Annotated in this window: 20 protein-coding genes; 15 read left to right on the top strand and 5 right to left on the bottom strand. The window is 66.1% G+C overall.

Translation table 11 applies throughout. From position 1 onward, the window contains the following. Positions 1–126 precede the first annotated feature (126 nt). The gene (locus AB7F10_RS04835; RefSeq protein WP_428564962.1) at positions 127–603 is read left to right on the top strand and encodes a peroxiredoxin; all 477 of its coding nucleotides are present in this window, start codon (positions 127–129) and stop codon (positions 601–603) included. 112 nt (positions 604–715) lie between these two features. Continuing rightward, the gene (locus AB7F10_RS04830; RefSeq protein ID WP_428564977.1) at positions 716–2,056 is read left to right on the top strand and encodes a peptidoglycan DD-metalloendopeptidase family protein; all 1,341 of its coding nucleotides are present in this window, start codon (positions 716–718) and stop codon (positions 2,054–2,056) included. Positions 2,057–2,164: 108 nt separating this feature from the next. Here the strand turns inward: AB7F10_RS04830 and prfB are convergent. Continuing rightward, positions 2,165–3,299 (bottom strand): peptide chain release factor 2 gene (gene prfB / locus AB7F10_RS04825; RefSeq protein ID WP_428564965.1). Its coding sequence is split into 2 segments (ribosomal slippage): positions 2,165–3,229 and positions 3,231–3,299, totalling 1,134 coding nucleotides; the frame shifts between segments, so codons are not numbered across the junction. A 183-nt stretch (positions 3,300–3,482) separates the two neighbouring features. Here prfB and AB7F10_RS04820 point away from each other — a divergent pair. Beyond that, positions 3,483–3,947: a hypothetical protein gene (locus tag AB7F10_RS04820; protein WP_428564968.1), complete on the top strand. Its 465-nt coding sequence runs from the start codon at positions 3,483–3,485 to the stop codon at positions 3,945–3,947. Positions 3,948–3,954: 7 nt separating this feature from the next. Here AB7F10_RS04820 and AB7F10_RS04815 read toward each other — a convergent pair whose 3' ends face one another. Next, positions 3,955–6,411 carry a penicillin-binding protein 1A gene (locus tag AB7F10_RS04815; protein ID WP_428564971.1) on the bottom strand — a complete coding sequence of 819 codons (2,457 nt, stop codon included), beginning with the start codon at positions 6,409–6,411 and terminating at the stop codon, positions 3,955–3,957. Positions 6,412–6,617: 206 nt separating this feature from the next. After that, on the bottom strand, positions 6,618–7,811 hold the full coding sequence (locus AB7F10_RS04810; protein ID WP_428564980.1) for an N-acetylmuramoyl-L-alanine amidase: 1,194 nt from the start codon (positions 7,809–7,811) through the stop codon (positions 6,618–6,620). Between the two features lie 645 nt (positions 7,812–8,456). Here AB7F10_RS04810 and AB7F10_RS04805 point away from each other — a divergent pair. Both AB7F10_RS04805 and AB7F10_RS04800 read left to right on the top strand, forming a co-directional pair. After that, a complete protein-coding gene (locus AB7F10_RS04805) occupies positions 8,457–11,363 on the top strand; it encodes an Rne/Rng family ribonuclease (RefSeq protein WP_428587109.1) in 2,907 nt (968 codons plus the stop codon). Between the two features lie 3 nt (positions 11,364–11,366). Beyond that, positions 11,367–11,639, top strand: a complete 273-nt coding sequence (locus tag AB7F10_RS04800; protein ID WP_428557415.1) for a PsiF family protein — start codon at positions 11,367–11,369, stop codon at positions 11,637–11,639. A gap of 39 nt (positions 11,640–11,678) precedes the next feature. On the opposite strand, the gene AB7F10_RS04795 is transcribed toward AB7F10_RS04800, so the two are convergent. Beyond that, on the bottom strand, positions 11,679–12,854 hold the full coding sequence (locus AB7F10_RS04795) for a pyridoxal phosphate-dependent aminotransferase (RefSeq protein WP_428557416.1): 1,176 nt from the start codon (positions 12,852–12,854) through the stop codon (positions 11,679–11,681). A gap of 258 nt (positions 12,855–13,112) precedes the next feature. Here AB7F10_RS04795 and AB7F10_RS04790 point away from each other — a divergent pair, with 258 nt between their 5' ends. From AB7F10_RS04790 to AB7F10_RS04750, 9 genes are all read left to right on the top strand, one after another. Then, positions 13,113–14,522 (top strand): M48 family metalloprotease, encoded by a 1,410-nt coding sequence (locus AB7F10_RS04790; RefSeq protein ID WP_428557417.1) that lies wholly within the window; start codon positions 13,113–13,115, stop codon positions 14,520–14,522. Between the two features lie 61 nt (positions 14,523–14,583). Further along, positions 14,584–15,348, top strand: a complete 765-nt coding sequence (locus tag AB7F10_RS04785; protein ID WP_428558380.1) for a DsbA family protein — start codon at positions 14,584–14,586, stop codon at positions 15,346–15,348. Positions 15,349–15,608: 260 nt separating this feature from the next. Then, a complete protein-coding gene (locus AB7F10_RS04780; protein WP_428558381.1) occupies positions 15,609–16,736 on the top strand; it encodes a carboxylate-amine ligase in 1,128 nt (375 codons plus the stop codon). Positions 16,737–16,921: 185 nt separating this feature from the next. Next, positions 16,922–17,374, top strand: a complete 453-nt coding sequence (gene aroQ, locus AB7F10_RS04775; protein WP_428557418.1) for a type II 3-dehydroquinate dehydratase — start codon at positions 16,922–16,924, stop codon at positions 17,372–17,374. A gap of 34 nt (positions 17,375–17,408) precedes the next feature. After that, a complete protein-coding gene (gene accB / locus AB7F10_RS04770; protein ID WP_428557419.1) occupies positions 17,409–17,861 on the top strand; it encodes an acetyl-CoA carboxylase biotin carboxyl carrier protein in 453 nt (150 codons plus the stop codon). Between the two features lie 129 nt (positions 17,862–17,990). Beyond that, positions 17,991–19,343 carry an acetyl-CoA carboxylase biotin carboxylase subunit gene (gene accC / locus AB7F10_RS04765; protein WP_428557420.1) on the top strand — a complete coding sequence of 451 codons (1,353 nt, stop codon included), beginning with the start codon at positions 17,991–17,993 and terminating at the stop codon, positions 19,341–19,343. A gap of 114 nt (positions 19,344–19,457) precedes the next feature. Next, on the top strand, positions 19,458–20,981 hold the full coding sequence (locus tag AB7F10_RS04760) for a sensor histidine kinase (protein ID WP_428557421.1): 1,524 nt from the start codon (positions 19,458–19,460) through the stop codon (positions 20,979–20,981). Then, positions 20,978–21,415, top strand: a complete 438-nt coding sequence (locus AB7F10_RS04755) for a response regulator (protein ID WP_428557422.1) — start codon at positions 20,978–20,980, stop codon at positions 21,413–21,415. Before AB7F10_RS04760 ends, AB7F10_RS04755 begins: the two co-directional genes overlap by 4 nt. A gap of 9 nt (positions 21,416–21,424) precedes the next feature. Further along, a complete protein-coding gene (locus AB7F10_RS04750) occupies positions 21,425–22,474 on the top strand; it encodes a sensor histidine kinase (RefSeq protein ID WP_428557423.1) in 1,050 nt (349 codons plus the stop codon). 6 nt (positions 22,475–22,480) lie between these two features. On the opposite strand, the gene AB7F10_RS04745 is transcribed toward AB7F10_RS04750, so the two are convergent. Further along, positions 22,481–22,858, bottom strand: coding sequence for a response regulator (locus AB7F10_RS04745; RefSeq protein WP_428557424.1), 378 nt, complete (start codon positions 22,856–22,858; stop codon positions 22,481–22,483). 477 nt (positions 22,859–23,335) lie between these two features. Here AB7F10_RS04745 and AB7F10_RS04740 point away from each other — a divergent pair, with 477 nt between their 5' ends. Beyond that, positions 23,336–25,219: an autotransporter outer membrane beta-barrel domain-containing protein gene (locus tag AB7F10_RS04740; RefSeq protein WP_428557425.1), complete on the top strand. Its 1,884-nt coding sequence runs from the start codon at positions 23,336–23,338 to the stop codon at positions 25,217–25,219. Positions 25,220–25,232 lie beyond the last annotated feature (13 nt).

Below are 25,232 nucleotides of genomic sequence, written 5' to 3'. Positions count from 1 at the left end.
ATTCGTCCGTCTTGTGACTGCCGCCAGCCGGTTTGCTTCGGCCGGAACCCCATGGCAAGTCAACCCGGTACGTTGACGCTATTGACCCGGCGAAAGCGACGAAAGGAAGGCATATGAGGAGCCTGGATGGCGCGCAAACCCTCGCCTGAGCTGGCCGAAGGCACGGCCGCCCCCGCCTTCACCCTGCCGCGGGACGGCGGCGGAACCGTCTCGCTGAAGGACTTCAAGGGCCGCAAGCTCGTCCTCTATTTTTACCCGAAGGCCGACACTACGGGCTGCACGCGCGAGGCGCTCGACTTCACGCGGTTGCGCCCGAAATTCTCCAGGGCCGGCGCCGCCATCCTCGGCGTCTCGGCCGATCCGGTCCCCGCCCTCGACAAGTTCAAGGCCAAGCACGACCTCGCGATCGACCTCGCCACCGACGAGACCCACAAGATGCTCACCGCCTATGGCGCGTGGGGCGAGAAGTCGATGTACGGACGCACCTTCATGGGCGTCATCCGCAAGACCGTGCTGATCGGCGAGACGGGCAAAATCCTGCATGTCTGGCCAAAAGTTAAGGTCGACGGTCACGCCGACGAGGTTCTGGCAGCGATCCGCTAAGCCTGTCGCGCGGGCGGCAAACGGCGTTACCGAAATCTTAACCATGAGCGGCTGATATCGCACCCGCTGGATCTCCGGCTTCCCCGCCGGACCGGCTGGGGTATCCGTGTCGATGTCGTCGCAGTCGTATCAAGCCCATTCCGAGCACGCGGCGCGGCACGCGCGGACTCAGACCGCCTCCAGCGTTTCCCGTCATCTGCATCAGCGCGCCGGCGACAGCCGCAGCTACACCTTCACCCATGCGGGACATCAGGTTCGCATCGGCCCGGTCGCATTCTGGATCGTGGTCGGCACGCTGGTCGTCATGGGCACCTGGACCATCGCCACCGGCACCTATTTCGCGTTCCGCGACGACGTGCTGACGCGCCTCATCGCGCGGCAGGCCAACATGCAGTTCGCCTATGAGGACCGCATCGCCGAATTGCGCGCGCAGGTCGATCGCGTCACCAGCAACCAGCTGCTCGATCAGGAACAGTTCGAGCGGAAGCTTCAGGCGCTGCTGCACCGCCAGACGACGCTCGAACAGCGCACGTCGACATTGACCGGTGAAATCGCGCCGGGCGCCGGCACCTCGCGCTCCGGCCGTGAGCGGCCATCGGCGTCGAGCCACGCGCAACCGCGCCCCTCACCGATCAGCGACACCGTCATCTTCGTCGCGCCGCCCGACCGCGAGGCGCGCCTGCAATCGCGCGGCCTGCCGGACACGACGACACAACTCGCGGCGAAGGCCGGCAGCGGCGGCCTCGACGGCATGCTGGCCAAGGTCGCGCTGTCGCTCGACCGCGTCGAGAAGAAGCAGACCGGCGCGCTCGCCGCGGCCGAAGAAGAACTCGACACCAAGGCGCGGCGCATCCACAGCGTGCTTGCGGACCTCGGCATCAATCTCGGCGGCGGCGGCGGAAAATCGCGCGGCGATGTCACCGGCGCCGTCGGCGGCCCGTTCGTGCCGCTGCGGGCCGGCATGACGTTCGAGCGGCAGCTGTCGCGCATCAGCCGCGCGCGCAGCGAACTCGCGCGCTACCAGCGTGCCCTCGTCACCGTGCCGATCCGCAAGCCCATCGTCGGCGACGTCGACATGAGCTCGCCGTTCGGCGCGCGGATGGACCCGTTCCTGCGCGGCCCCGCCATCCACACCGGCATCGACCTGCGCGGCCAGAAAGGCGATCCCGTCCGCGTCACCGCCGCGGGCAAGGTCGTCACCGCGAGCTGGCAGGGCGGCTACGGCAACATGATCGAGGTCGATCACGGCCACGGCCTGTCGACACGGTACGGCCATCTCTCCGCGATCGAGGTGAAGGTCGGCCAGCACGTCACGCCGGGACAGACGATCGGCCGCATCGGCTCGACCGGCCGTTCCACCGGTCCGCATCTGCATTATGAAACGCGCGTCGACGACGTCGCGGTCAATCCGCAGAAATTCCTGCGCGCGGGCGTGCGGCTCGGAAATTCGTAATTCTCCGTCCGTCCCCGCGAAAGCGGGGACCCATAGCCCAATTCACAAGATTCGCAATTTGCAAAATTCTGGATTCCCGCTTTCACGGGAATGAGCGGAGGCCAGGCCCTACTCCACGTCCTCGACCTCGAGCGGTCCGCCGCCGAACGCCTTCTGCGCCAGCGCGGCCTGCATGAACTCGTCGAGGTCGCCGTCGAGCACCGCCCCGGTGTTCGAGGTCGAGACGCCGGTGCGCAGGTCCTTCACCATCTGATAGGGCTGCAACACGTAAGAGCGGATCTGGTGGCCCCAGCCGATGTCGGTCTTGGCGTCCTGCTCCGCGACCGCCTGCGCCTCGCGCTTCTTCAACTCGATCTCGTAGAGCTTGGCGCGCAACATGCGCCAGGCTTCGGCACGGTTCTTGTGCTGCGAACGTTCGGCCTGGCACACCACCGCGATGCCGGTCGGAATATGCGTGAGGCGAACGGCGGACTCCGTCTTGTTGACGTGCTGGCCGCCGGCGCCGCCTGAGCGCATCGTATCGACGCGGACGTCCTTTTCCTCGTTGATCTCGATGACGATGCGATCATCGACCACCGGATAGACATTAACGCTGGCAAATGACGTATGCCGCCGCGCATTGGCGTCGAACGGCGAGATACGCACCAGCCGATGCACGCCGTTCTCGCTCTTCAGCCAGCCATAGGCGTTGCGGCCCTTGATGATGACGGTCGCCGACTTGATGCCGGCGCCCTCGCCCTCGGTTTCCTCGACCCATTCGATCTTGTAGCCGTGCTGGTCGGCCCAGCGCGTATACATGCGCATTAGCATGCCGGCCCAGTCCTGGCTTTCGGTGCCGCCGGCCCCGGCATGGACCTCGAGATAGCTGTCATTGGAGTCGGCCTCGCCGGCCAGCAAGGCTTCGAGTTCCCGCCGCCCGACCTCGACGCGCAGCGCCTTCAGCGCGGCCTCGGCTTCAGCGACCACGCCGGCGTCCTTCTCGGCCTCGCCGAGTTCGATCATGCCGATATGGTCGTCGAGTTCCTGCTCGATGCGCGCGATCGCGCCGAGTTGATCCTCGAGCGCATCGCGCTCGCGCATCACCTTCTGGGCGCGCTGGGTATCGTTCCAGAGATTGGGGTCTTCGGCCTCGCGGTTCAGTTCCGCGAGCCGGCGCTGCGCTTGATCGACGTCAAAGATGCCTCCTCAGCAGTCCGACAGACTGCTTGATGTCGTCAACAAGACTCTCGGTTTCCGCGCGCATGTCCAAATCTCCGCCTCGCGATGTAACGGCAGTCCGGATTCGATGCAACCCGTGGCCGGCAAGACACGTTACCGGCACAATGCGACAGCTTTGACGCCGCCATCTTGCCGTGCCATCGCGCCTCCCCCTATGATCGCTTTCACAGTCCCGAAGGGGCAAGTTCGAAAGAACTGGCGGGGGAGTATGAAAACTGCTATCGGCGCCGCCGTGGCGCTGTACCTTATTTTTGCCCCGGCCGTGCATGCCGAGTCGGTACGCCAGACGCTGGACGAATTCGGTTTCCTCGGCTCCTGGGCGCAGGATTGCGAGCGTCCGGCCGACCGCGAGAATGTCTGGCGCGAGGTGACGGCGACCGACGACGGCGCGCGCTTCACCGAAAGTCTCGGTGCCGGTTTCGTTCCCAGTTCCTACCGGGTGCTCGCGGCGAAGCGCGCCGGCGCGGACGGCATCGTCCTCTCGATCGAGCTTAACGGACACATCCAGCAGGAGCTGACGATGGTCCGGCGCGGCAACCGCATCCGCACGATGGTCAACCAGCCGTTCGGCAGCGACGCACCCGTCGTGCGCGACGGCGTCGTGACCGCCAACGGCTTGTCGACGCCATGGCTCACGCGCTGTGAGGCCTCGCGCCTTCGCGCCGCCCTGTGATGGCTCGCTAGTAAAGTCCGCCGGTGCCCGAGCGCACCGCGCGCCCGGCTTCCGCCGGCACCTGTCCGCCGTAAGCGCCGCCGGCATCGCCGAAGCCGATCTGCGAATAGCCGTCGGGCGGCGCGGTCGCCGGCTTGAAGGCTTCGAGGATGACCTTCTGCGTGCCGGGTCCGGCGCGCGCGCCGGTCTTGGCGTCGACACGGATCAGCTTGATGCCGGGCGGCACGCGGAACGGCACCGGCGGCTTGTCGGCCAGCGCCGCCTTGATGAAGTCGCGCACCACCGGCGCAGAGAGATGTCCGCCGGTCGCGCCGCCCGGATAGGACAGGTGCCGCGGCTTGTCGTAGCCCATGTAGACGCCGACCACGATGTCCGGCGTGAAGCCGATGAACCAGGCGTCCTTGTTGTCGTTGGTCGTGCCGGTCTTGCCGGCGACCGGCCGGTCGACCGAGCGCACGATCGTCGCGGTGCCGCGCAGGACGACGCCTTCCATCATCGAGGTGATCTGATAGGCCGTCATCGGATCGATCACCTGCTCGCGGCGGTCGATCAGTGTCGGCTCCGGCTGGTCCGCCCATTTCGGCGCCGAGCAGCCCTGACATTCGCGCTCGTCGTGCTTGTAGATGGTGTGGCCGTAGCGGTCCTGGATGCGGTCGATCAGCGTCGGCTTCACGCGGCGGCCGCCATTGTCGAACATCGAATAGGCCGAAACCATGCGCGTCAGCGTCGTCTCGCCCGCGCCGAGCGAGAACGACAGATAAGGCGGCAATTCGTCATAGACGCCGAAGCGCTTGGCATAGGCCGCGATCATCGGCATGCCGACATCCTGCGCGAGCCGCACCGTCATCACGTTGCGCGAATGTTCGATGCCGAAGCGCAGCGTCGAAGGACCGTAGAATTTGCCTTCATAGTTTTCCGGCCGCCACACGCCGACGCCGGCGCCCTGATCGATCTCGATCGGCGCGTCGAGCACCAGCGAGGACGGCGTGTAGCCGTTGTCGAGCGCGGTCGCGTAGACGAACGGCTTGAATGAGGAGCCCGGCTGGCGCAGCGCCTGCGTCGCGCGGTTGAACTGGCTCTGGTCGTAGGAGAAGCCGCCGACCATCGCCAGCACGCGGCCCGTGGTCGGGTCCATCGCGACCAGCGCGCCGGAGACTTCCGGCACCTGATGCAGGCGGAACTGACCCGCGGTCTTGGCCGGCTCGACATAGATCACGTCGCCCGGCTTCAGGACGTCGCTGACTTTCTTCGGCGCCTTGCGCTCGACCTTCGCCCACTTCATCTCGTCGAACGGAATGATGCCGACCGGGCGCTCCTTGCTCACCGCCCCGCCCGGCTCGCGCTCGGGCTGCAGGCCGACGCGCGCGGACTTGTCGCCGGTCTCCAGCACCACGGCGAGTTGCCACGGCGCGACGTCGTTGAGCGCCTTGATGTCGGCGAGCTTGACGCCCCAGTCGCCAGCGATGTCGATCTGCTGCACCGGGCCGCGCCAGCCGTTCGCCTCGTCGTAACGCACGAGGCCCTCGGTCAGCGTCTTGCGGGCCAGCACCTGAAGCTTCGGATCGAGCGTGGTGCGCACCGACAGCCCGCCTTCATAGAGCTTCTTCTCGCCGTAGCGCTCGTAGATTTCGCGGCGCACTTCCTCGGTGAAGTATTCGGCCTGGAAGGTCTTGGTGCCGAGCGCGCGCTGCGCGACATTGAGCGGCTGGCGCTTGGCCTTGTCGCCGTCCGCCTTCTTGATGAAACCGTCAGCGACCATCTGATCGATCACCCAGTTGCGACGCTCGATCGCGCGCTCGCGCTGGCGGAACGGGTGGTAGTTGTTCGGCGCTTTCGGCAGCGCGGCGAGATAGGCCGCGTCCGCAATCGTCAGCTCGTGCACCGACTTGTCGAAATAGCCGAGCGAGGCCGAGGCGATGCCATAGGCGCCGAGGCCGAGATAGATCTCGTTGAGATAGAGCTCGAGGATCTTGTCCTTCGAATAGGTGCGCTCGATCTTCAGCGCCAGCAGCGCTTCCTTGATCTTGCGGTTGAACGACACCTCGTTGGTCAACAGGAAGTTCTTGGCGACCTGCTGCGTGATCGTCGAAGCGCCCTGCGGACGGCGGTTGCTGCCGAGGTTCTGGACATAGCTCAACGCAGCGCGCGCGATGCCGGTGAAGTCGAGGCCGCCGTGCTCGTAGAAGTTCTTGTCTTCCGCCGCGAGGAAGGCGTGGATGACGAGCTCGGGCACCGCTTGGATTGGAATATAGAGCCGGCGCTCGCGCGCATATTCGGCGAGCAGCGCGCCGTCGGAGGCGTGCACGCGCGTCGTCACCGGCGGTTCGTAGTCCTGCAACTGCGAATAGTCCGGCAGATCCTTGGAGAAGTGCCACATCAGGCCGGCCGCCGCCGCGACGCCGATCACGAACAGGATCGTCCCCGCGGCGAAACAGAAGCCCAGAAAGCGCAGCATCAGCCTCATGTCAGTCTCTTTGGCCGAGAGTCCAGTCCGAAGTCCACCACCGCCGCCCTCAGGCCCGGGCGCGGCGCGTCAAGCCATAGTCCCGAACGCGCGTTCCCGCAAAACACCAGAAAGTGTGGGGCAAATCGGTTAACCGCCAATCGTTTTTCCCGCCGTTTTATGTTGAAACTGAGGCTGGCGCGCCGCCCGGCAGACGCCGGATCGCGTCAATTCGCGCCTCCCGCGCGGCGTCCCCCGGCCAGCCGGGGAACGAAATAGGTGTCGATCGCCCGCGCCATCGCCGCGGCGGTGCGGTTGCGCCACTCCTCGGACTTCAGCGAGCGCAGGTCTTCCTTGGAGGAGACATAGCCGAGTTCGATCAGCACCGAGGGCACGTCCGGCGCGCGCAGCACGATAAAGCCGGCCGAGCGGACCGGATTGGCATGAAGCCGCGTCGCCGTCTTCATTTCGGTGACGAGACTGCGCGCAAGCTGGACCGAGAAGCTCTTGGTCTCGCGCTGGGCGAGATCGATCAGGATGTCGGCGACGTCGTTCGGCTCGCGCGTGAGATCGAGCCCGGCGATCACGTCGGCCTTGTTCTCCGCTTCGGCGAGCCGCGCGGCCGCCGCGTCGGACGCCTTCTCCGACAGCGTATAGACGGTCGCGCCCTGCGCCTCGCCTTCCGCCTTCGGCAGATAGTCGGCGTGGATCGAGACGAACAGCGACGCCTTCAAAGCCCGCGCTATGCGCACCCGCTCGTTGAGCGGAATGAAGGTGTCGTCGCTGCGCGTCAACGCGACCCGGTATTTGCCGGACTTTTCCAGATGGTCGCGCAACGCCAGCGCGAAGTTCAGCACCATGGTCTTTTCATCGCCGCCATTGCCGGGCGCCTTGGCGCCGGTGTCGATGCCACCGTGGCCGGGATCGATCACGACCAGCGGCCGCGGATCGCCCGGATCGACCGCCGGCAGGCTTGGCTTGGCCGGCACCCGCGGCGCATGGCTGGCGAGCGAAAGGTGCCGCATGAAGCTGTCACGATCGGTCGCGGCAAGGTCCACCACCAGCCGCGCCGGCTGGCCGTCCGCCGCGGCGAGCACGAAGGACTTCTCGACCTTCACCGGCCCCTTGGCGTCGATCACGATGCGCGAGCCGCCCTGCATGATGAGGCCGTAGCGAAACGCCTTGATGAGGCCGCGGCCCTTGTCGCCGGCCCGCGCGGGAAGCTGGAAGTTGATCTGCGGCAGGTCGATCACCACGCGGTACGGGTCCGCGAGCGTGAAGGTGGCGACGTCGATCCTGTCGGTGAGGTCGATGACAAGGCGGGTGTGCTGGTCGTCGCCGCCAAGCCGCACGTCGGTCGCGGCCGGAAACGGGCCGGCGGCGAAGGCCGCCGCGGACCAAAGACCGGCGCAAGCCAGCATCAGGCCGCCCGCGGCAAGCCGGTAAAATCTCGCGGCAAATCTGGCGATAACCGTCACGAATCCGGTCTCCGGACGGGGCGATTCTACCCGAATTGGTAGCCGTATGGTTAACGGGCCCTGCTTTGCCTCGAAAAGAGGCAGTGTTTGTTTGAAATCCAAGTTTTCCTTGCCGAACCGGCGAGTCCGGCCTTATGAAGATCGGGCTGACGGAGCAAACGCCGGTTGTGCCGCGTTTGGTCGTCCCGCGAGCCTAACTTCGGATCGCCGCCCTGATCGAGGCCGGCGGACGGACGGCTTCCCGACGGGACGCCCCTTGTGAAGGACTACCGGTTCTGCGCCTGACCTGCAAAGGCCCTGCGCATCCGGCTCCGGTAAGCGACCTGAAACTGCGGCCGCGCGCCCCAAGTCCGCGTCGCCGCCCACGGATCGCAAGACCCATGCTGCAGATCTCGCAGCGAGCACAATTCGACGGTTTCACCGGGGCAACCCGCGCCGCGCATGCGCGCGCGCCCGGCGACACCAGACTTGTGCGCGGACACGCGCTCCATTCCTTCAACCACAATCGGACCGGAAACCCGTCGCGCCAGATCGCGCCGACGTTGACGCGCGGACGCGCGGGTGAACCGCTCCCAGTGAGAATTGTCTATGGCCAACAAAATGCTGATCGACGCAACCCACCCGGAGGAGACCCGGGTCGTGGTGTTGCGCGGCAATCGCGTCGAGGAATTCGACTTCGAGTCCGCAAACCGCAAGCAGCTTCGCGGTAACATCTATCTCGCCAAGGTCACGCGGGTCGAGCCGTCCTTGCAGGCGGCCTTCGTCGATTACGGCGGCAACCGCCACGGCTTCCTGGCGTTCTCGGAAATCCATCCCGACTACTACCAGATCCCGATCGCCGACCGTCAGGCGCTGATCGAAGCCGAACAGCGCGCCCAGCAGGACGCCGACGATGAAGCGGAAGACCGCGCGCAGCGCCGCCGCCATCGCCGTCACCGCGAGCGCCGCTCCGACCGCAACCGCGACGCCGTGCAGAGCGCGCCGGTTGCCAGCGACGAACACGCTCCCGAGGCAAACGCCGCCGAAGCCCCGGCCTATCCGGAGAACGCCGACTTCGCGCCGGACACCGCGGAAATCCCCTCCTCCGACCGCTCCGTCGAGGCCGCCGCACATCACGACGAGCCGCCGGCCGCGCAGGACAGCGCACCGGCTGTCGAGGACAGCGCGCCGCTGGCCGAGACCGCGCCGGACGAAGCCCCGCTCGCGACCGAAGAACCGCCGGTCAACGGCGAGACCGCCGAGGTTTCCGGCGATGACACGCCCGCGACGGCGAGTGACGAGCATCACGACGACACCGACGACAACGGCGAACATGACAACGGCGAGCATGCCGAAGCGACCGCCGAGGAGCATGTCGAGTCGGTCGGCGGCGCCGACGCGCTCGAGGAAGTGCGCGAGCGCGCGCCGCGGGTGCGCCCGCGCATCTACAAGATCCAGGAAGTCATCAAGCGCCGGCAGGTCATGCTGGTGCAGGTCGTCAAGGAAGAGCGCGGCACCAAGGGCGCGGCGCTCACCACCTACCTGTCGCTCGCCGGCCGCTATTCGGTGCTGATGCCGAACACGCCGCGCGGCGGCGGCATCTCGCGCAAGATCACCAGCGCCGAAGATCGCGGCCGCCTGAAGGAAATCGCGCAGGAGCTGGAAGTGCCGGAGGGCATGGGCGTCATCCTGCGCACCGCCGGCGCGAGCCGCACCAAGACCGAGGTGAAGCGCGACTTCGAATATCTGATCCGCCTCTGGGAGCAGGTTCGCGATCTCACGCTGAAGTCGACCGCCCCCACCCTCGTCTACGAGGAAGGCTCGCTGACCAAGCGCTCGATCCGCGACCTCTACAACAAGGACATCGACGAGATCGTCGTCGCCGGCGAACAGGGTTACACCGAAGCCAAAGAGTTCATGCGCATGCTCATGCCGAGCCATGCCAAGAACGTGAAGCTCTACCGCGACAACCTGCCGGTCTTCACCCGCTTCGGCATCGAGAGCCAGCTCGACGCGATGTTCTCGCCGACCGTGCAGCTTCGTTCGGGCGGCTACATCGTCATCAACCAGGCGGAAGCCCTCGTCGCGATCGACGTCAACTCCGGCCGCGCGACGCGCGAGCACCATATCGAAGACACCGCGGTCAAGACCAACGCGGAAGCCGCGGAGGAAATCGCCCGCCAGCTTCGCCTGCGCGACCTCGCCGGCCTCATCGTCATCGACTTCATCGACATGGATGAAGGCCGCAACAACCGCACGGTCGAGCGCAAACTCAAAGAAGCGCTGAAACACGACCGCGCCCGCATCCAGGTCGGCCGCATCTCGCATTTCGGCCTGCTGGAAATGTCGCGCCAGCGCATCCGCACCTCGGTGCTGGAAAGCTCGACCGACAAGTGCCCGGTCTGCGGCGGCTCCGGCCACGTCCGCTCGGTCTCCTCGGTCGCGCTGCAACTGCTGCGCTCGATCGAAGAGCAACTGATGAAAGGCGCGACGCACAATCTCGTCGTGCGCACCCGCTCCGAGGTCGCGCTCTATGTGCTCAACCACAAGCGCGCGCATCTGCGCGGGCTGGAGGAGCGCTTCCGCATCGCCATCACCGTATCGGCCGATCCGACCGTGACGGCGCTGCAGTCCTTCGTCATCGACCGCGGCGAGCAGGTTCATGCGCCCGACGCCGCGCGCGCGATCGCCGCGCAGGCCGGCGCGTCCGCCCCCGTCATCGAGGAGGATGAGGCCGATCTCGCCGACGCCGAATACGCCGAGACCGACGACGAGGCGATGGCCGAAGTCGCCGAGGCCGAAGCCCAGGATGGCGAAGGCAGCGGCGAAGCCGATGGCACGCGCCGGCGGCGGCGGCGGCGCCGTGGCGGACGCGGACGGGGCGGCGACCGTGGCGACCGCAATCGCGAGCCGGCCGGCGAAGGCCAGCCCTTCACGCAGGAGGCCTCGGGCGAACACACCGTCGGTCATGAGGATCGCGAAGGCGGCGCGGCCGCCGACGAACAGGGCGACGACGGCGCGCAGGATGCGGCAGCGGACGGCGCTTCGAACGGCGAAGGCCGTGGCGAAGGCGACGGACGGCGACGCCGGCGTCGTGGCCGCCGTGGCGGACGGCGCAACCGTCAGGGCCGCAACGGCGACGGTCCGCGCGACGAGCAGCATCTCGGCGACACCGAGAGCGACGAGGCCGCGGCCGCCGAGGCCGGCAACGGCCGCTCGCCTTCGTTCGACGACGCAACACACGACGAGCAGCCCGGCATCGGCCAGCCCGAAGCCTCGCCCTCCCCCAGCGCAGCGCGTGCCGCGCCGCCGGCCGCCGAGCCGGAGGACGCAGCGCCTGCCACAGAAACGCCGCGCCGCCGCTCGACCATCCGCGAGCCTGCCGGCTTCGTTCCCGAGGCTGCGCCTTCGCCCTCATCCGAAACGGGGTCGGTGGTGTCGAGCAGCTCGACGGACGAAAGCGCGCAACCCAAACGCGGCTGGTGGGGCCGTCGCCTGATGGGCGGAAAGGACTGACGCATGATGACGATGACGAAACGGATCGCCTTCGCCGCCTTCGCGGGCCTTGTAGTGGCGTCGTTCGCCGCGATGCCGGCCTCCGCCGCGACGTCGAAGCAGAAGCAGGACACCTGCAAGTTCGGCGCCGACCACCAGAAGCTGACGGGCGCCAAGCGCAAGGCGTTCATGACGAAGTGCCTGTCGAGCAAGAACGACCCGACGGGGCCTGCGCAAGGCGCCTCGCAAGGCGCCGCGGCTCCGGCCGCCGCGCCGATCAGCGACGACAAGAAATAGCGGCGCGCGCCGGACACCGGCGCGTTCAGCCGTCTTTCCTCAGCCCTTGAGCCAGCGGCCGATCCGTTCGACCGCTTCCGTCATTTCTTCCGCCGAGCCTGCGTAGCAGAAGCGGATGAAATGCTTGCCGTCGATCGGATCGAAATCGATCCCCGGCGTCGCGGCGACATGCGCCTCGGCCAGCATGCGCTTCGCGAAGTCATAGCTGTCGTCGGAGAATTTCGCGATGTTGGCGTAGAGATAGAACGCGCCGTCGACCGGCAGGAACCGGTCCAGCCCGGCGCGCGGCAATCCTTCGGTCAGGATGCGGCGGTTCTCGACATAGCCCGCCTTCACGCGCTCCATCTCGTCGCGGCCGTCGAACGCGGCAGCGCCCGCGATCTGCGCCAGCGTCGGCACCGAGATGGCGAGATTGCCGTGCAGCCGTTCGACCGGACGCACCAGATCGTCGGGCATCACCAGCCAGCCGACGCGCCAGCCGGTCATGCAGAAATATTTGGAGAATGAATTGATGATCGTCGCGTTGGGCGACAGCGCCGCCGCCGTCACCGCCGGAAAGGCGTAATCGAGCCCGTGATAGATCTCGTCGGAGATGACGCGGATGCCTTCGGCTTCCGCGGTCGCGATCAGCGCCGACAGCGCCGCCTTGTCCATCATGGTGCCGGTCGGATTGGCCGGGCTTGCCACCACGACGCCCTTGATCGGCGTCTTGCGATGCGCGGCGATCAGCGTCTCGCCGGTCAGCGCCCAGCGCGTCTCGGCGGAGGTTTCGATCAGCACCGGCTCGCAGCCGAGCGCGGTGAGGATATGCCGGTACGGCGGATAACCGGGATTGGCCAGCGCGACGCGGTCGCCGGGCTCGAACAGCGCGAGGAACGACAGGATGAAGGCCCCCGACGAGCCGGTCGTCGCGACGACGCGCGCCGGATCGAGATCGACATCGTAGGTGTCGCGGTAGTGCTGCGCGATGCGCGCGCGCAGCGCCGGAATGCCGAGCGTTTCGGTATAGCCGATGCGCCCTTGCGCGAGCGCGGCCTGCGCGGCGCGAATCGCGATCTGCGGCGCAGCCGCTGCGGGCTGCCCGACCTCCATGTGAATCACCCGATGACCCGCGGCCTCGAGTCGCGCCGCCGCCGCCATCACGTCCATGACAATGAATGGCGGTACGTCGCTGCGCTTCGACGCCGTCAGCAGTGATTTCGCCCGCTCGAGCATGAATTCGGTCCCCGGCGGCCGGTTCGCCGCCCCGCTGATGCCGCAATCGGGCGGCTTTCTGGCGCTCTATTTACACGAAATTTGCGCGGCCACATCCCGCCGATGCGAAGCGAAAACAGGGGCCGAGACGGGGCAAGGCGCGCCGGAAAGCGCACAAAAAAGATTGAAGGCCGCCGCCCCGCACCCGCGTTGACCCCTCTCCACCGCGTTACTAGGTTGCGGCGCAAGCGCCGGCAAAGGCACCGAAACTCCCGAGCCATGACCACGAGAGCCGCCACGATCCTCCGCACCTCCCGCGCCACACTCACGGGCCGCGCCGTTGCGCTCGTCACCGCCGCCGCGCTCGCGAGCGCGAGCCTGCCCGCCCCGGCGCGCGCGCAGGGCGTGCCGACCATCCGCGACGCGGAGACCGAGCAGTTGCTGCGCGACTACATGCGGCCGCTGCTGCGCGTCGCCGGCCTCACGCAGCAGAACATCCAGGTCGTCATCGTCAATGACGGCTCGTTCAACGCCTTCGTCGTCGACGCGCGGCGCATCTTCGTCAACGCCGGCGCGTTGATGCAGGCGCAGACGCCGAACGAGATCATCGGCGTGCTCGCCCACGAGACCGGCCACATCGCCGGCGGCCATCTGTCGCGGATGCGCGAGCAACTCGCGCATGCGCAGACCGCCTCGATCATCGGCCTGTTGCTTGGCGTCGGCGCGATGGTCGCGGCCTCGCAGGCGCGCGGCTCGAGCGGCAATGCCGGCGCGGCGATCCTCGCGCCGCAGGAAGCCATCCGCCGCTCGCTGTTGTCCTATCAGCGCGGCCAGGAAGAACAGGCCGACAAGGCCGCGGTGAAGTTCCTCAATGCCACCGGCCAGTCGCCGAAGGGCATGTACGACACCTTCAAGCGCCTCAGCGACCAGATGATGTTCCAGACGCGCTACGCCAATCCCTATCTGCAATCGCATCCGATGCCGGCGGACCGCGTCGAAGTTCTCGAAGGTCTCGCCAAGACCTCGCCCTACTGGAACAAGAAAGACTCCCCCGAGCTGCAGCTGCGCCACGATCTGATGCGCGCCAAGCTCTACGGCTTTCTCGACCGCGGCGGCACCATCGCGCGCCGCTATCCGATGAGCGACCAGAGCCTGCCCGCGCGCTATGCCCGCGCGATCGCCACCTATCGCCACGCCGATCTGCGCGTCGCCATCGCGCAGATCGACGCGCTCATTCAGGCGCGGCCGAACGATCCCTATTTCTACGAGTTGAAGGGACAGGCGCTGATGGAAGGCGGCCACCCGCTGCAGGCGATCCCCGCGCTGCGCAAGGCCGCGCAGCTCGCGCCCGAGCCGACGCTCATCAACATCATGCTCGGTCAGGCGCTGGTTGCGACCAACGATCCGCGCCACGCCGACGAGGCGATCGGCCTGCTGTCGCGCGCCGTCGCGCGCGACACCGAGTCGCCGGAAGCCTATTCGCAACTCGCGATGGCCTATGGCCGCAAGGGCGACATCGCCCATGCCGACCTCGCGTCCGCGCAGGCCGCCTTCGCCCGCGGCGACTACACCACCGCGCGTCAGCTCGCCGCGCGCGCCAAGACCCGCCTCAAGGTCGGCACGCCCGCCTGGGTCCGCGCCGACGACATCGCCACCGTCCGCATGCCAAGCCGCCCGCAACCGCATTAATTAACCGCTCCATGCTCCAATGGCCGGATGTCACCCGGCCCATCACAGGATTGATCGCATGATCGCCACCCTCCGACGCACCGCCCTCGCCGTCGCGCTTTTGGGCGCGACGCTCGCTCCGGCGGCTGCCGCCGACAGCTTCTCGCCCGCCCAGCGCGACGAGATCGGCCGCATCGTGCGCGAGTACCTCGTCAAGCACCCCGACGTGCTGCAGGAGGCCTATCAGGAGCTGGAGAAGCGGCAGGCCGCCGCCGAAGCCGAGAAGCACAAGTCGGCGGTGAAGGATCACGCGCCGATGCTGTTCGCTTCGCCGCGTCAGGTCGTGCTCGGCAATCCGAACGGCGACGTCACGATGGTCGAGTTCTTCGATTACAACTGCGGCTACTGCAAGCATGCGATGGCCGACATGCTCGCGCTGCTGAAATCCGATCCGAAGCTGAAGGTCGTGCTCAAGGAATTTCCGGTGCTCGGTCCCGGCTCCGTCGAGGCCGCCAAGGTCGCCGCCGCCGTCCATCTGCAGGACAAGAGCGGCAAGAAATATCTCGAGTTCCACACCAAGCTGCTCGGCGGCCGCGGTCAGGCCGACAAGGCGCGCGCGCTGAGCGTCGCCAAGGAGATCGGCATGGATGTCGGCCGCATCGAGAAGGACATGGACGGCCCTGCCGTGATGGAGGTGCTGAAGGAAAGCGCGATCCTGAGCCAGGCGCTCGGCCTCAACGGCACGCCGAGCTATGTGGTCGGCGACCAGGTCGTTGTCGGCGCGGTCGGCCTCGCGGCGCTGAAGGAAAAGATCAACACCGCGCGCTGCGGCAAGGCAAGTTGCTAAGTGCGCTGTTAGCGTCCGCACAATAAGAAATCGCGCCGGCGGGCAACCGCCGGCGTTTTTGTTTCCGGCGGCCGTCCCGGTAAAAGCCGGCTTCGCGCCAGATCGCCGCCACAAAGCCCGCCTATCTCACAGACGTTGCAGCATCCCGTGACCGGTCCCCGTTGTCGACCGGCTGCGGGTTTTGCGTCAGACTTGCTTATTGATCCGCTGTTTTTGGTTGAACCGCTTTCTTTTTTGCTTTGGCCCCGCCAGCGACGGAGCTGTCCTTGCACGCATTTTCATTCGGCATCGAGGAAGAATTTTTCGTGTTCGACGCGCGCACCCGCCGCGCCGTCAGGCGAATGAGCAGGCGTTTTCACGCCGCCGCCAAGAAAGCGCTCGGCGAGCGCGTCTCCCGCGAGATGCTGCAATCGCAGATCGAGGTGGCGACGCCGCCATGCGAGACCATGCCGGATGCGCGCGCGCACCTTGCCCAATACCGGCGCACGATCGCGGCCATCGCGAAGGAGCACGGCTACGGCCTCGCCGCGACGGGAACCTTCCCGCTCGCGTTCTGGCCGGAAATGACCGTGACGCAGAAGCCGCGTTACGACGCCATCATGGACGACCTCCAGATGATCGGTTACCGCAACATGCTCTGCGGTCTTCATGTCCATATCGAAGTGCCGGACGTTTCCGCGCGCATCAATCTGATGATGCGGCTCACGCCCTATCTGCCGCTGCTGCTTGCGCTGTCGGGGTCGTCGCCGTTCTGGCAGGGTCACTTCACCGGCCTGCACGCCTATCGCCTCGCCGCCTATGACGAGTTGCCGCGCACCGGACTGCCGGAGCTGTTCCGCACCGAAATGGACTATCAGGACTACATCGCGGCGCTGTCCGGCGCCGGCGTCATCCCGGACGCCAGTTACATCTGGTGGGCGATGCGTCCCTCGCTCAAGTTTCCGACCATTGAGCTTCGCGTCGCCGACAGTTGCACGCGGCTCGACGACGGCGTCGCGATCGCCGCCCTGTTCCGCTGCCTGGTGCGCGCGCTCGACCGCGACCGCAACCGCAATGCCGGCTTCGATCGTGTCGGCCGCGCCATCACCGCGGAGAACAAATGGCGCGCGCAGCGCTACGGCCTTGCCGCGAGCTTCGTCGACCCGATGGAACGGCAGGCCATGACCGGAGCCGAATGGCTCGAAGCCGTTCTCGCGACGGTCGCGCCGGACATCGAGGCGTTGCGCTGCGAATCGCAGGCCGCGCGGTTGCGCACGCTGGTGCGCGAGGGCGCGAGCGCCGACCACCAGATCGCCACCTACAAGACGGCCATCGCCGCCGGCAAACGCCGGTTAACCGCGCTCAGGGATGTCGTCGACTGGGCGGCCGAAACCACCGCGGCAGTCTAGCGCATGGTCCCGAAAAGTGGGGACCGGTTTTCGGGCAAGATCATGCGCAAGCAAAATCCAAAGCGGGATGGCCTTTCCAAGAAAAGCTATCCCGCTTTGGACTTTCCCTCAGCCGTCAGGGCACCTATAAAGCGGCCGGTACGGAATTTCCGGCAATTTCGGCACGCACCCAGGGCGCACCCCCTTTGGCCTCGACACTCTATATCCTCAACGGTCCCAACCTGAACCTGCTCGGCACGCGCGAGCCGGAGAAGTACGGCCGTCTGAGCCTCGCCGAGATCGAGGCGCTCTGCCGCGCCGCCGCCAAGGCGCATGACTTCGAGATCGTGTTCCGCCAGTCGAACCACGAAGGCGAACTGGTCGACTGGATCCAGGAAGCGAAGGCCAAGGGAGCCGTCGGCATCATCCTCAACCCGGCCGGCTACACGACCACGTCGGTCGCGATCCTCGATGCGCTGCTGGCGGTACAACTGCCGATCATCGAGATTCATCTGACCAACATTCACGCCCGCGAGGAGTTCCGTCATCACTCGCTGGTGTCGCGCGTCGCGACCGCGGTGATCTGCGGCCTCGGTCCGGGCAGCTACGAACAGGCGATCGCCGGCATGGCCGGCCTCATCGCGCGCGGCAAAAAGTAATCATCAGGACGAAGCGACGCACAAGACAGGGCATATGGCAAAGTCTCCGAAATCCATCACGGTCGATCACGATCTCATCAAGGAGCTGACCAAGCTTCTCGACGAGACCGGCCTGACCGAAATCGAGATCGAGCAGGACGACCACCGCGTCCGCGTCGCGCGCCAGTCCGGCGTCGTCGCGGCGGCCCCGCTCGCCGCCCCGCCGGTGCCGCAGGCGGCGCCTGCCCCCGCCACCACCGACCCGGTCAAGCATCCGGGCCTTGTCGTCTCCCCGATGGTCGGCACCGCCTATGCATCGTCCGAGCCCGGCGCGCGCCCGTTCATCGAGGTCGGCAGCAAGGTGAAGGCGGGCGACACGCTGCTCATCGTCGAGGCGATGAAGACCATGAACCAGATCCCGGCGCCGCGCTCCGGCACCGTGGTGCAAGTCCTGTTCGAGGATGGCCAGCCGGTCGAGTTCGGCGAGCCGCTCGTGATTATCGAATAGCCTCCGGTTGTCATCGTCCGGCTTGACCGGACGATCCAGTAAACGAAATGCGAAGTCGAATGCGCGGCATACAGATTGACCTCGGGATACTGGATGCCCCGCCTTCGCGGGGCATGACGGAAAACTGAGATGTTCGACAAGATCCTGATCGCCAATCGCGGCGAGATCGCCATGCGGGTGCTGCGCGCCTGCAAGGAACTCGGCATTCCGACGGTCGCCGTGCACTCGACCGCCGACGCCGAGGCGATGCATGTGCGCTTTGCCGACGAAAGCGTCTGCATCGGCCCGCCGGCGGCGAAGGACAGCTACCTCAACGTGCCGGCGATCCTCGCAGCCTGCGAGATTACCGGCGCCGACGCGCTGCATCCGGGCTACGGATTCCTGTCCGAGAACGCGCGCTTTGCCGAAATTCTCGAAGAGCACAAGATCAAGTTCATCGGCCCCAAGGCCGAGCATATCCGCGTGATGGGCGACAAGATCGAGGCGAAGCGCACCGCGAAGCGCCTCGGCATCCCGGTCGTGCCCGGCTCCGAAGGCGGCGTCACCTCCGACACCGAAGCGATGAAGATCGCCAAAGAGATCGGCTTTCCGGTGCTGGTGAAGGCGGCTGCCGGCGGCGGCGGACGCGGCATGAAGGTCGCGAAAAGCGCCGAGGAACTCTCAAGCGCGCTGTCGACCGCGCGCGCCGAAGCCAAGGCCGCATTCGGCGACGATGCGGTTTATCTCGAAAAGTATCTGCAGAAGCCGCGCCACATCGAAATTCAGGTGCTCGGCGACGGTCGCGGCAACGCGGTCCATCTCGGCGAGCGCGACTGCTCGCTGCAGCGCCGCCACCAGAAGGTCTGGGAAGAAAGCCCCTCGCCGGCGCTCAACACCCAGCAGCGCGACAAGATCGGCGAAGTCGTCGCCAAGGCGATGCGCGAACTGTCCTATGAGGGCGTCGGCACCGTCGAGTTTCTTTACGAGGATGGCGAGTTCTATTTCATCGAAATGAACACCCGCATCCAGGTCGAGCACCCGGTGACCGAGGCGATCACCGACATCGACCTGATCTTCGAGCAGATCCGCGTCGCCGCCGGACAGGCGCTCACGCTCAAGCAGAGCGATATCAGCTTTCGTGGCCACGCCATCGAATGCCGCATCAATGCGGAAAACCCGGTGTCGTTCCGCCCCTCGCCCGGCAAGATCCGCCACTATCACCCCTCCGGCGGGCTCGGCGTGCGCATCGATAGCGCGGTCTATCAGGGATACACGATCCCGCCCTATTACGACTCGCTGGTCGGCAAGCTGATCGTCCACGGCAAGACCCGCACCGAATGCCTGATGCGGCTCAAGCGCGCCCTCGACGAGCTGGTGGTGGACGGCATCGAGACCACCGCCCCGCTGTTCCGGGCCTTGGCTCGCGAGGCCGACATCATCAACGGCGACTATCACATCCACTGGCTCGAGCAGTATCTCGCCCGCGGCGGCGGCACCGAATAAGTCGGGTTTCCGACCTAAAAAGCCAAAAATCGACGCTTTTTCGCGGAACCTTTTCCGCATTCACGCGTTATTTGAGGCTATTCTGTTGTCAACGCAGCACCTATCGATTGCCGGATGGTTTCCCTTACCCGCGCTCTTGAACGCTACTGGCAGCCTGCGCTCCTGAGCGTCGCGTTCCTGATCCTGATCGGGATCGGCGTCATCGCCGCCAATCTGGCGGAACGCTTTCAGACGGATTCGCAGCGGGTCACGGAGTCGCTGTCCGTGCAAAGCATGCTGGCCAACCTCCTGTTGACCATCCGGCGCGCGGAGTCCGGCGAGCGCGGCTACATCATCACCAATGACCGTGGCTATCTGGAGGAATACCGGCTGGCGGAGACCGAGGCCCGGCGCCTTCTGGAAAAGCTCGTGGCGGAGAGCAAGGATAATCCCGCGCGCGTCGCGCAACTGGCCGAGGTCGACAAGGTGGTGGACGCCAAGTTCGACGAGCTTGATGAAGCCATCGCGCTGGTCGACGCCGGCCGCCGCGAGGATGCCCGCAATCTCGTGCTGACCAATCGCGGCCGCAATCTGATGCGATCATTACGCACGAGCGCCCAGCAACTCATCGAGGCGGAAGGCGCCGTCCTCGACGCGCGAACCTCCGCCTCGCAGGCGACCAGCCGCAGCCTCCTGCTTATTCTGCTCGCCGGCATCGTCCTGATCCTGCTGATCGGAAGCCTCTCCATCATTCTCGTCCAGCGCACCAACCGCGCCCGGCTCCGCGCCATGACGGAGCTGGAATCGACCAACGCCAATCTCGAAACCATCATCAGCCATCGCACCTCCGACCTCACCGAGGCCAACGAGGAGATCCAGCGGTTCGCCTATATCGTCAGCCACGACCTGCGCTCGCCGCTCGTCAACGTCATGGGCTTCACCAAGGAGCTTGAAGGCCTGCGCAACGATATCCTCGAGGAGCTTCAGGTCGCCCGCCAGGCTCGCGCCGCACAGGCCGGCACCGCCGAGGACACGGTCGAAAACACCACGGCTCACAATATCGACGTCGTCAGCAAGGAGTTCGACGAGGCGCTCGGTTTCATCAAGGCGTCGATCGCCAAGATGGACCGCCTCATCAACGCGATCCTGCGGCTGTCGCGCGAAGGCCGGCGCGAATTTACGCCGGAACGCATCGACATGAAGGCGCTGATCGAGAATATCGAGCAGACCCTGAGCCATCAGGCTGCCGTCAAAGGAACGACCATCAATATCGGCGAGCTGCCGCCGGTCGAAAGCGACCGGCTGGCGCTCGAGCAGGTGTTCTCCAACCTCGTCGACAACGCGCTCAAATATCTGCGGCCGGACACGCCCGGCCGGATCGAGATCAACGGCCAGGAAACTACGAGCCTCGTCACCTATGAGGTCCGCGACAATGGCCGCGGCATCGATGCAGCGGATCATCAGCGCATTTTCGACCTGTTCCGCCGCGCCGGTACGCAGGACGTGCCGGGCGAAGGCATCGGCCTCGCCCATGTCCGCGCCCTCGTCCGCCGTCTCGGCGGCTACATGGGCGTCAGCTCGGAACCCGGCCGGGGCAGCATCTTCACAGTCACTCTGCCGAAACGCTTCGGCACACGCGGAGAAAGGAAAGCGGCATGACCGGAAGCCAGCCAGTCAGCATCGTCATGATCGAGGATGACGAAGGCCACGCTCGTCTCATCGAAAAGAACATCCGCCGCGCCGGCGTCACCAATGAAATCATTCCGTTCACCAACGGAACCGACGCGGTCAATTATATGTTCGGCGCCGATGGTTCGGCCAAGGTCAGCAAGTCGCGCGCGCTGCTGATCCTGCTCGACCTCAATCTGCCCGACATGACGGGCATCGACATTCTCAAGCGCGTCAAGGGCAACGACGTTCTCAAGCGCGTCCCCGTCGTGGTCCTGACCACCACCGACGACGCGCAGGAAATCCAGCGTTGCTACGATCTCGGCTGCAACGTCTACATCACCAAACCGGTCGACTACGAAAACTTCGCGCAGGCGATCCGCCAGCTTGGTCTGTTTTTCTCCGTCATTCAGGTTCCAACCTAACCTTCGTCCATGCCGAAACGCATCCTCTATATCGACGACGATCAGGGCATCTGCACGCTGGTGCAGAAATCGCTCGAGCGCCTCGGCGTCGAGGTGGTCTGCGCCAACGACGCCGTGGCCGGCCTCGCCTTGCTGACGAACGGCGGCGAGTTCGACGCCGTGGCGCTCGACAACTACATGCCGACGATGGACGGCATGGCCGCGCTGACCGAAATTCACAAGATGCCGAACCATCCGCCGGTTATCTTCGTCACCGGCGCGCAGGACTTCAGCCTCGCCGTCAAGGCGCTCAAGGCCGGCGCCTTCGACTATGTCGTCAAGGACATCCAGGGCGAGTTCATCGCGCTGCTGATGAACGCCATGCAGACCGCCGTCAATGCGATGCGCCTGCAGCGCGACAAGGAAACCGCCGAAGCGGAGCTGCGCGACCAGCGCGACCGTTTCGAGGCGCTCGCCGCCGAGCGTGCGATGCTGCTGGGCGAGGTCAACCATCGCGTCGGCAACAGCCTGCAGCTCATCGCGTCGCTTCTCATGCTTCAGCGCAACGCGACCTCCCAGGAAGAGATCAAGTCAGCGCTCGGCGACGCGATCAACCGCGTGCATGCGGTCGGAGAGCTGCATCGCCGGCTGCACTCGGCGGAAAACGTCCAGGAAATCGATCTGACCAGCTATGTCACGCAGGTCGTCGACGATCTGCGCAAGTCGTCGGAGAGTTCGGAGATCGCCACGCTGTCGGTGACCGCCGACGACGTCGTATCCCGCCCCGATCTCGCGGTGTCGGTCGGCATGATCGTCAACGAGCTTGTCGTCAATGCGATGAAATACGCCTATCCCGGCGGCAGCGGTCCGATCCGCGTCAGCTTGAAGAAGGCCGAGGACAATCAGATCGCGGTGACCGTCGAGGATGACGGCGTCGGCTCCGACGACGACGCCGGCGGCACGGCCCATTCGGGATTGGGAACCCGCATCGTCAAGGCGATGGCGCAGAAGATCAACGGCGTGATCGCGCGCGATCCCGATCACAAGGGAACGCGGATCACCGTCACCTTCACTCCGTAGACGGAGTTACATGCCTTCCGTCATGCGACGCAGCAACGCGCTGACCTCGCCCGGCCGATAGGGTTTGGGAATGAACATCGAGCGCGACACCATCGGCCGCAGGCTCGACTCGGTCATGAGCCCGGAGGAATAGACGATCGGCAGTTCCGGCCGGCGCGCGCGCAGCACCCGCGCCAGCGTCGCGCCGTCCATCCCGTCGTCGAGATTGACGTCGGTGAACACCACATCGACCTGTTTGCCGCTCTCGACATGGTCGAGCGCCTCGTCCGCGTTCCGCGCGGCGGCGACCGCAAATCCGTCATCGCGGAGCGCGTCGCAGATCATGTCGCTCAACAGGAACTCGTCCTCGACGACGAGTACATGAACGTGCTGCCTGGGTTCCATGACCGGGCCTCATTGAACGGTTGTTCATTTTCACTCGCAAGAACAACGCGCCCAATCGCCGATCGTTCAATATTTAGCGAAAATTCCGTCCGCCCTTGGTTACTAACTGCATAATTTTGATCGAGATTTCGGCCTGACGGGCGGCATCCGATATCCCTCGCGACATGCGGGCAACAGCGCCGCGGACGCGCCTGACGTTCATCTTTTCCGTAATTTTATGTCTGACTGCACGTCCTGAGACTATGGGCGCGCTTTGGCCGTCCCTATAATTGCACCGCCGGGCGCAAGCGTCCGGCCGCGAACGATCCTGTACGCATGCGAAGCCCGAAATAACCGGTTGGGGCAGCGCGGCTCGGCGCAACGGGGCAATGGGCGCGTTTGGGGCGCGTTTAGGTCGCGTTTGGACGGGGTTATTCGGTGCGTCGGCGTCTTGGTTCATGGTCCGGGCTACCGGCGGCTGTGTGGTTCGGCGCGGTATTGATCGTTTCCGTTCCGGCCGTCGTGACGGGTCCGGTTCCCGCGCTCGCCGCCTGCGACACCAGCGGCACCACCGTCACCTGTAGCGGCACGACATTCGAGCAGAGCCCGCCCGAAGGTTTCGGCGACGGTTCGCAGTCCGGTCTCACCATTAACGTGCTGCCCGGCGCGTCGGTCGCCGGCAGCAATGACGGCCTGCGTCTCGACAGCAACAACATCGTCAACAATTCGGGCCTCATCGACGGCCAGGGCAATGCCGGCATCGACGCGAACGGCGCCATCTCGATCAACAACACCGCGAGCGGCACGATCCGCGGCGGGACCTACGGCATCTTCGCCAACACGGACGCAACCGTCGTCAATGCCGGCACGATCTTCGGCGGCATCGTCGGCATCAACATCAACAACATCGGCGCCGTCATCAATTCCGGCACGATTACCGGTCAGAACGGCGTGGTGATGACGCAAGGCAGCGTCGTCAACAGCGGCACCATCTCGGTCGACCGCTACGGCGTGTTCTTCCTCGGCCCCGGCACGCTGACCAATTCCGGCACGATCAGGGGCGGCTCAGGCTGGGCCGCGATCGCGTCGTTCGGGGCGCCCGGCGACCTCCTCACCCTCAATCTGCTTCCCGGCTCGCGCATCATCGGTCCGATCGTTCTCGGCTCCAGCACCACGGTGAACATCGCCACCGGCGGCGATGTCGGCAGCCTGTTGAACTTCGGCTCGTGCGGTTGCGGCGGCCTTGCCGGCGCGACGATCATCTTCTCCAACGGTACCATCGGCGTCGTGTCCGGCGATCAGATCGCCACGCTCGATCCGACCAGCTTCGCCTATGCCGACCGCACCCTGCTCGATTTCACCAATGCGCTCTCCAACGTGCTCGGCGGCCGCCTCGGCGTCGGTCCCGCCGCCAGCGCGGCCGCCTTCGCCGCCGCGAGCCCCGTCGCCGCCGAAGCGAACGACGCCTTCGCCCATATCCCGGCGCTCGCCTACGCCAACGAGGGCCGCATCGCCAACGCGGCGAGCTACGACCGCGCGAGCGGCTTCGGCGTGTGGTCGCGCGGTTTCGCCGCCGCGCGCCACCAGAACGCCGACGGCGCGCTGCTCGCCGCCGACACCACGAGCTATGGCGGCATGATCGGCCTCGACAGGATGGTCGCCGCCGACCTGCGGCTCGGCGCCTTCGTCGGCGCCGGCCACGCCCGGCTCAGCGTCGATCGCGACTCGCAGACGGTCAAGACCGACGCGCTGTTCGCCGGCGTCTATGGCCGCAAGACCTTCAACACCAATGCCTTCGGCGCGCCGTTCCTCGATGTGATGGTGTCAGCCGGCCGCACGTCCAACGACTCCCGCCGTCTCGTCGCCTCGAACACGGCGGCGAGCGGCTATGAAAGCGCGACGGCCGACTACAACGGCTGGTTCGTCAGTCCGGAAATCGCCTATGGCGTCGTCATGCCGCTCGGCGGCAATTACACGCTCACGCCGACGGCGCGGCTGTGCTATCTCGCCGGTCATTTCGGCGGCTATGACGAGACCGGCTCGACGCAGACGCTCTCCGTCTCCGGCCGTACCACGCACAATCTCGAGCAGCGCGCCGAGCTTGCCCTCACCTACCACGGCGCGGGGTTCCGCACGACCTGGACCGCCGGCGCGCTCGCGGCCGAGCGCATCGGCGGCAAGACCGTCGACACCGTGCTGATCGGCACGCCGCTCAGCTTCGCGATGCCCGGCGACGACACCGTGTTCGGCCTCTATGGCGGCTTCGGCGTCGATTTCCAGGTCACCGGCTCGACGGTCGCCTATGTCGCCACGCAGGGCACCTTCACCAGCGACAGCGCCCGCACCGGCCTGATCCAGGGCGGCCTGCGCGTCGCATTTTGAGCGACACGCGCTC

This window comes from Pseudolabrys sp. (assembly GCF_050250095.1).
Taxonomy (GTDB): Bacteria; Pseudomonadota; Alphaproteobacteria; order Rhizobiales; family Xanthobacteraceae; genus Pseudolabrys.
This window is presented reverse-complemented; position numbering and strand designations above follow the sequence as displayed.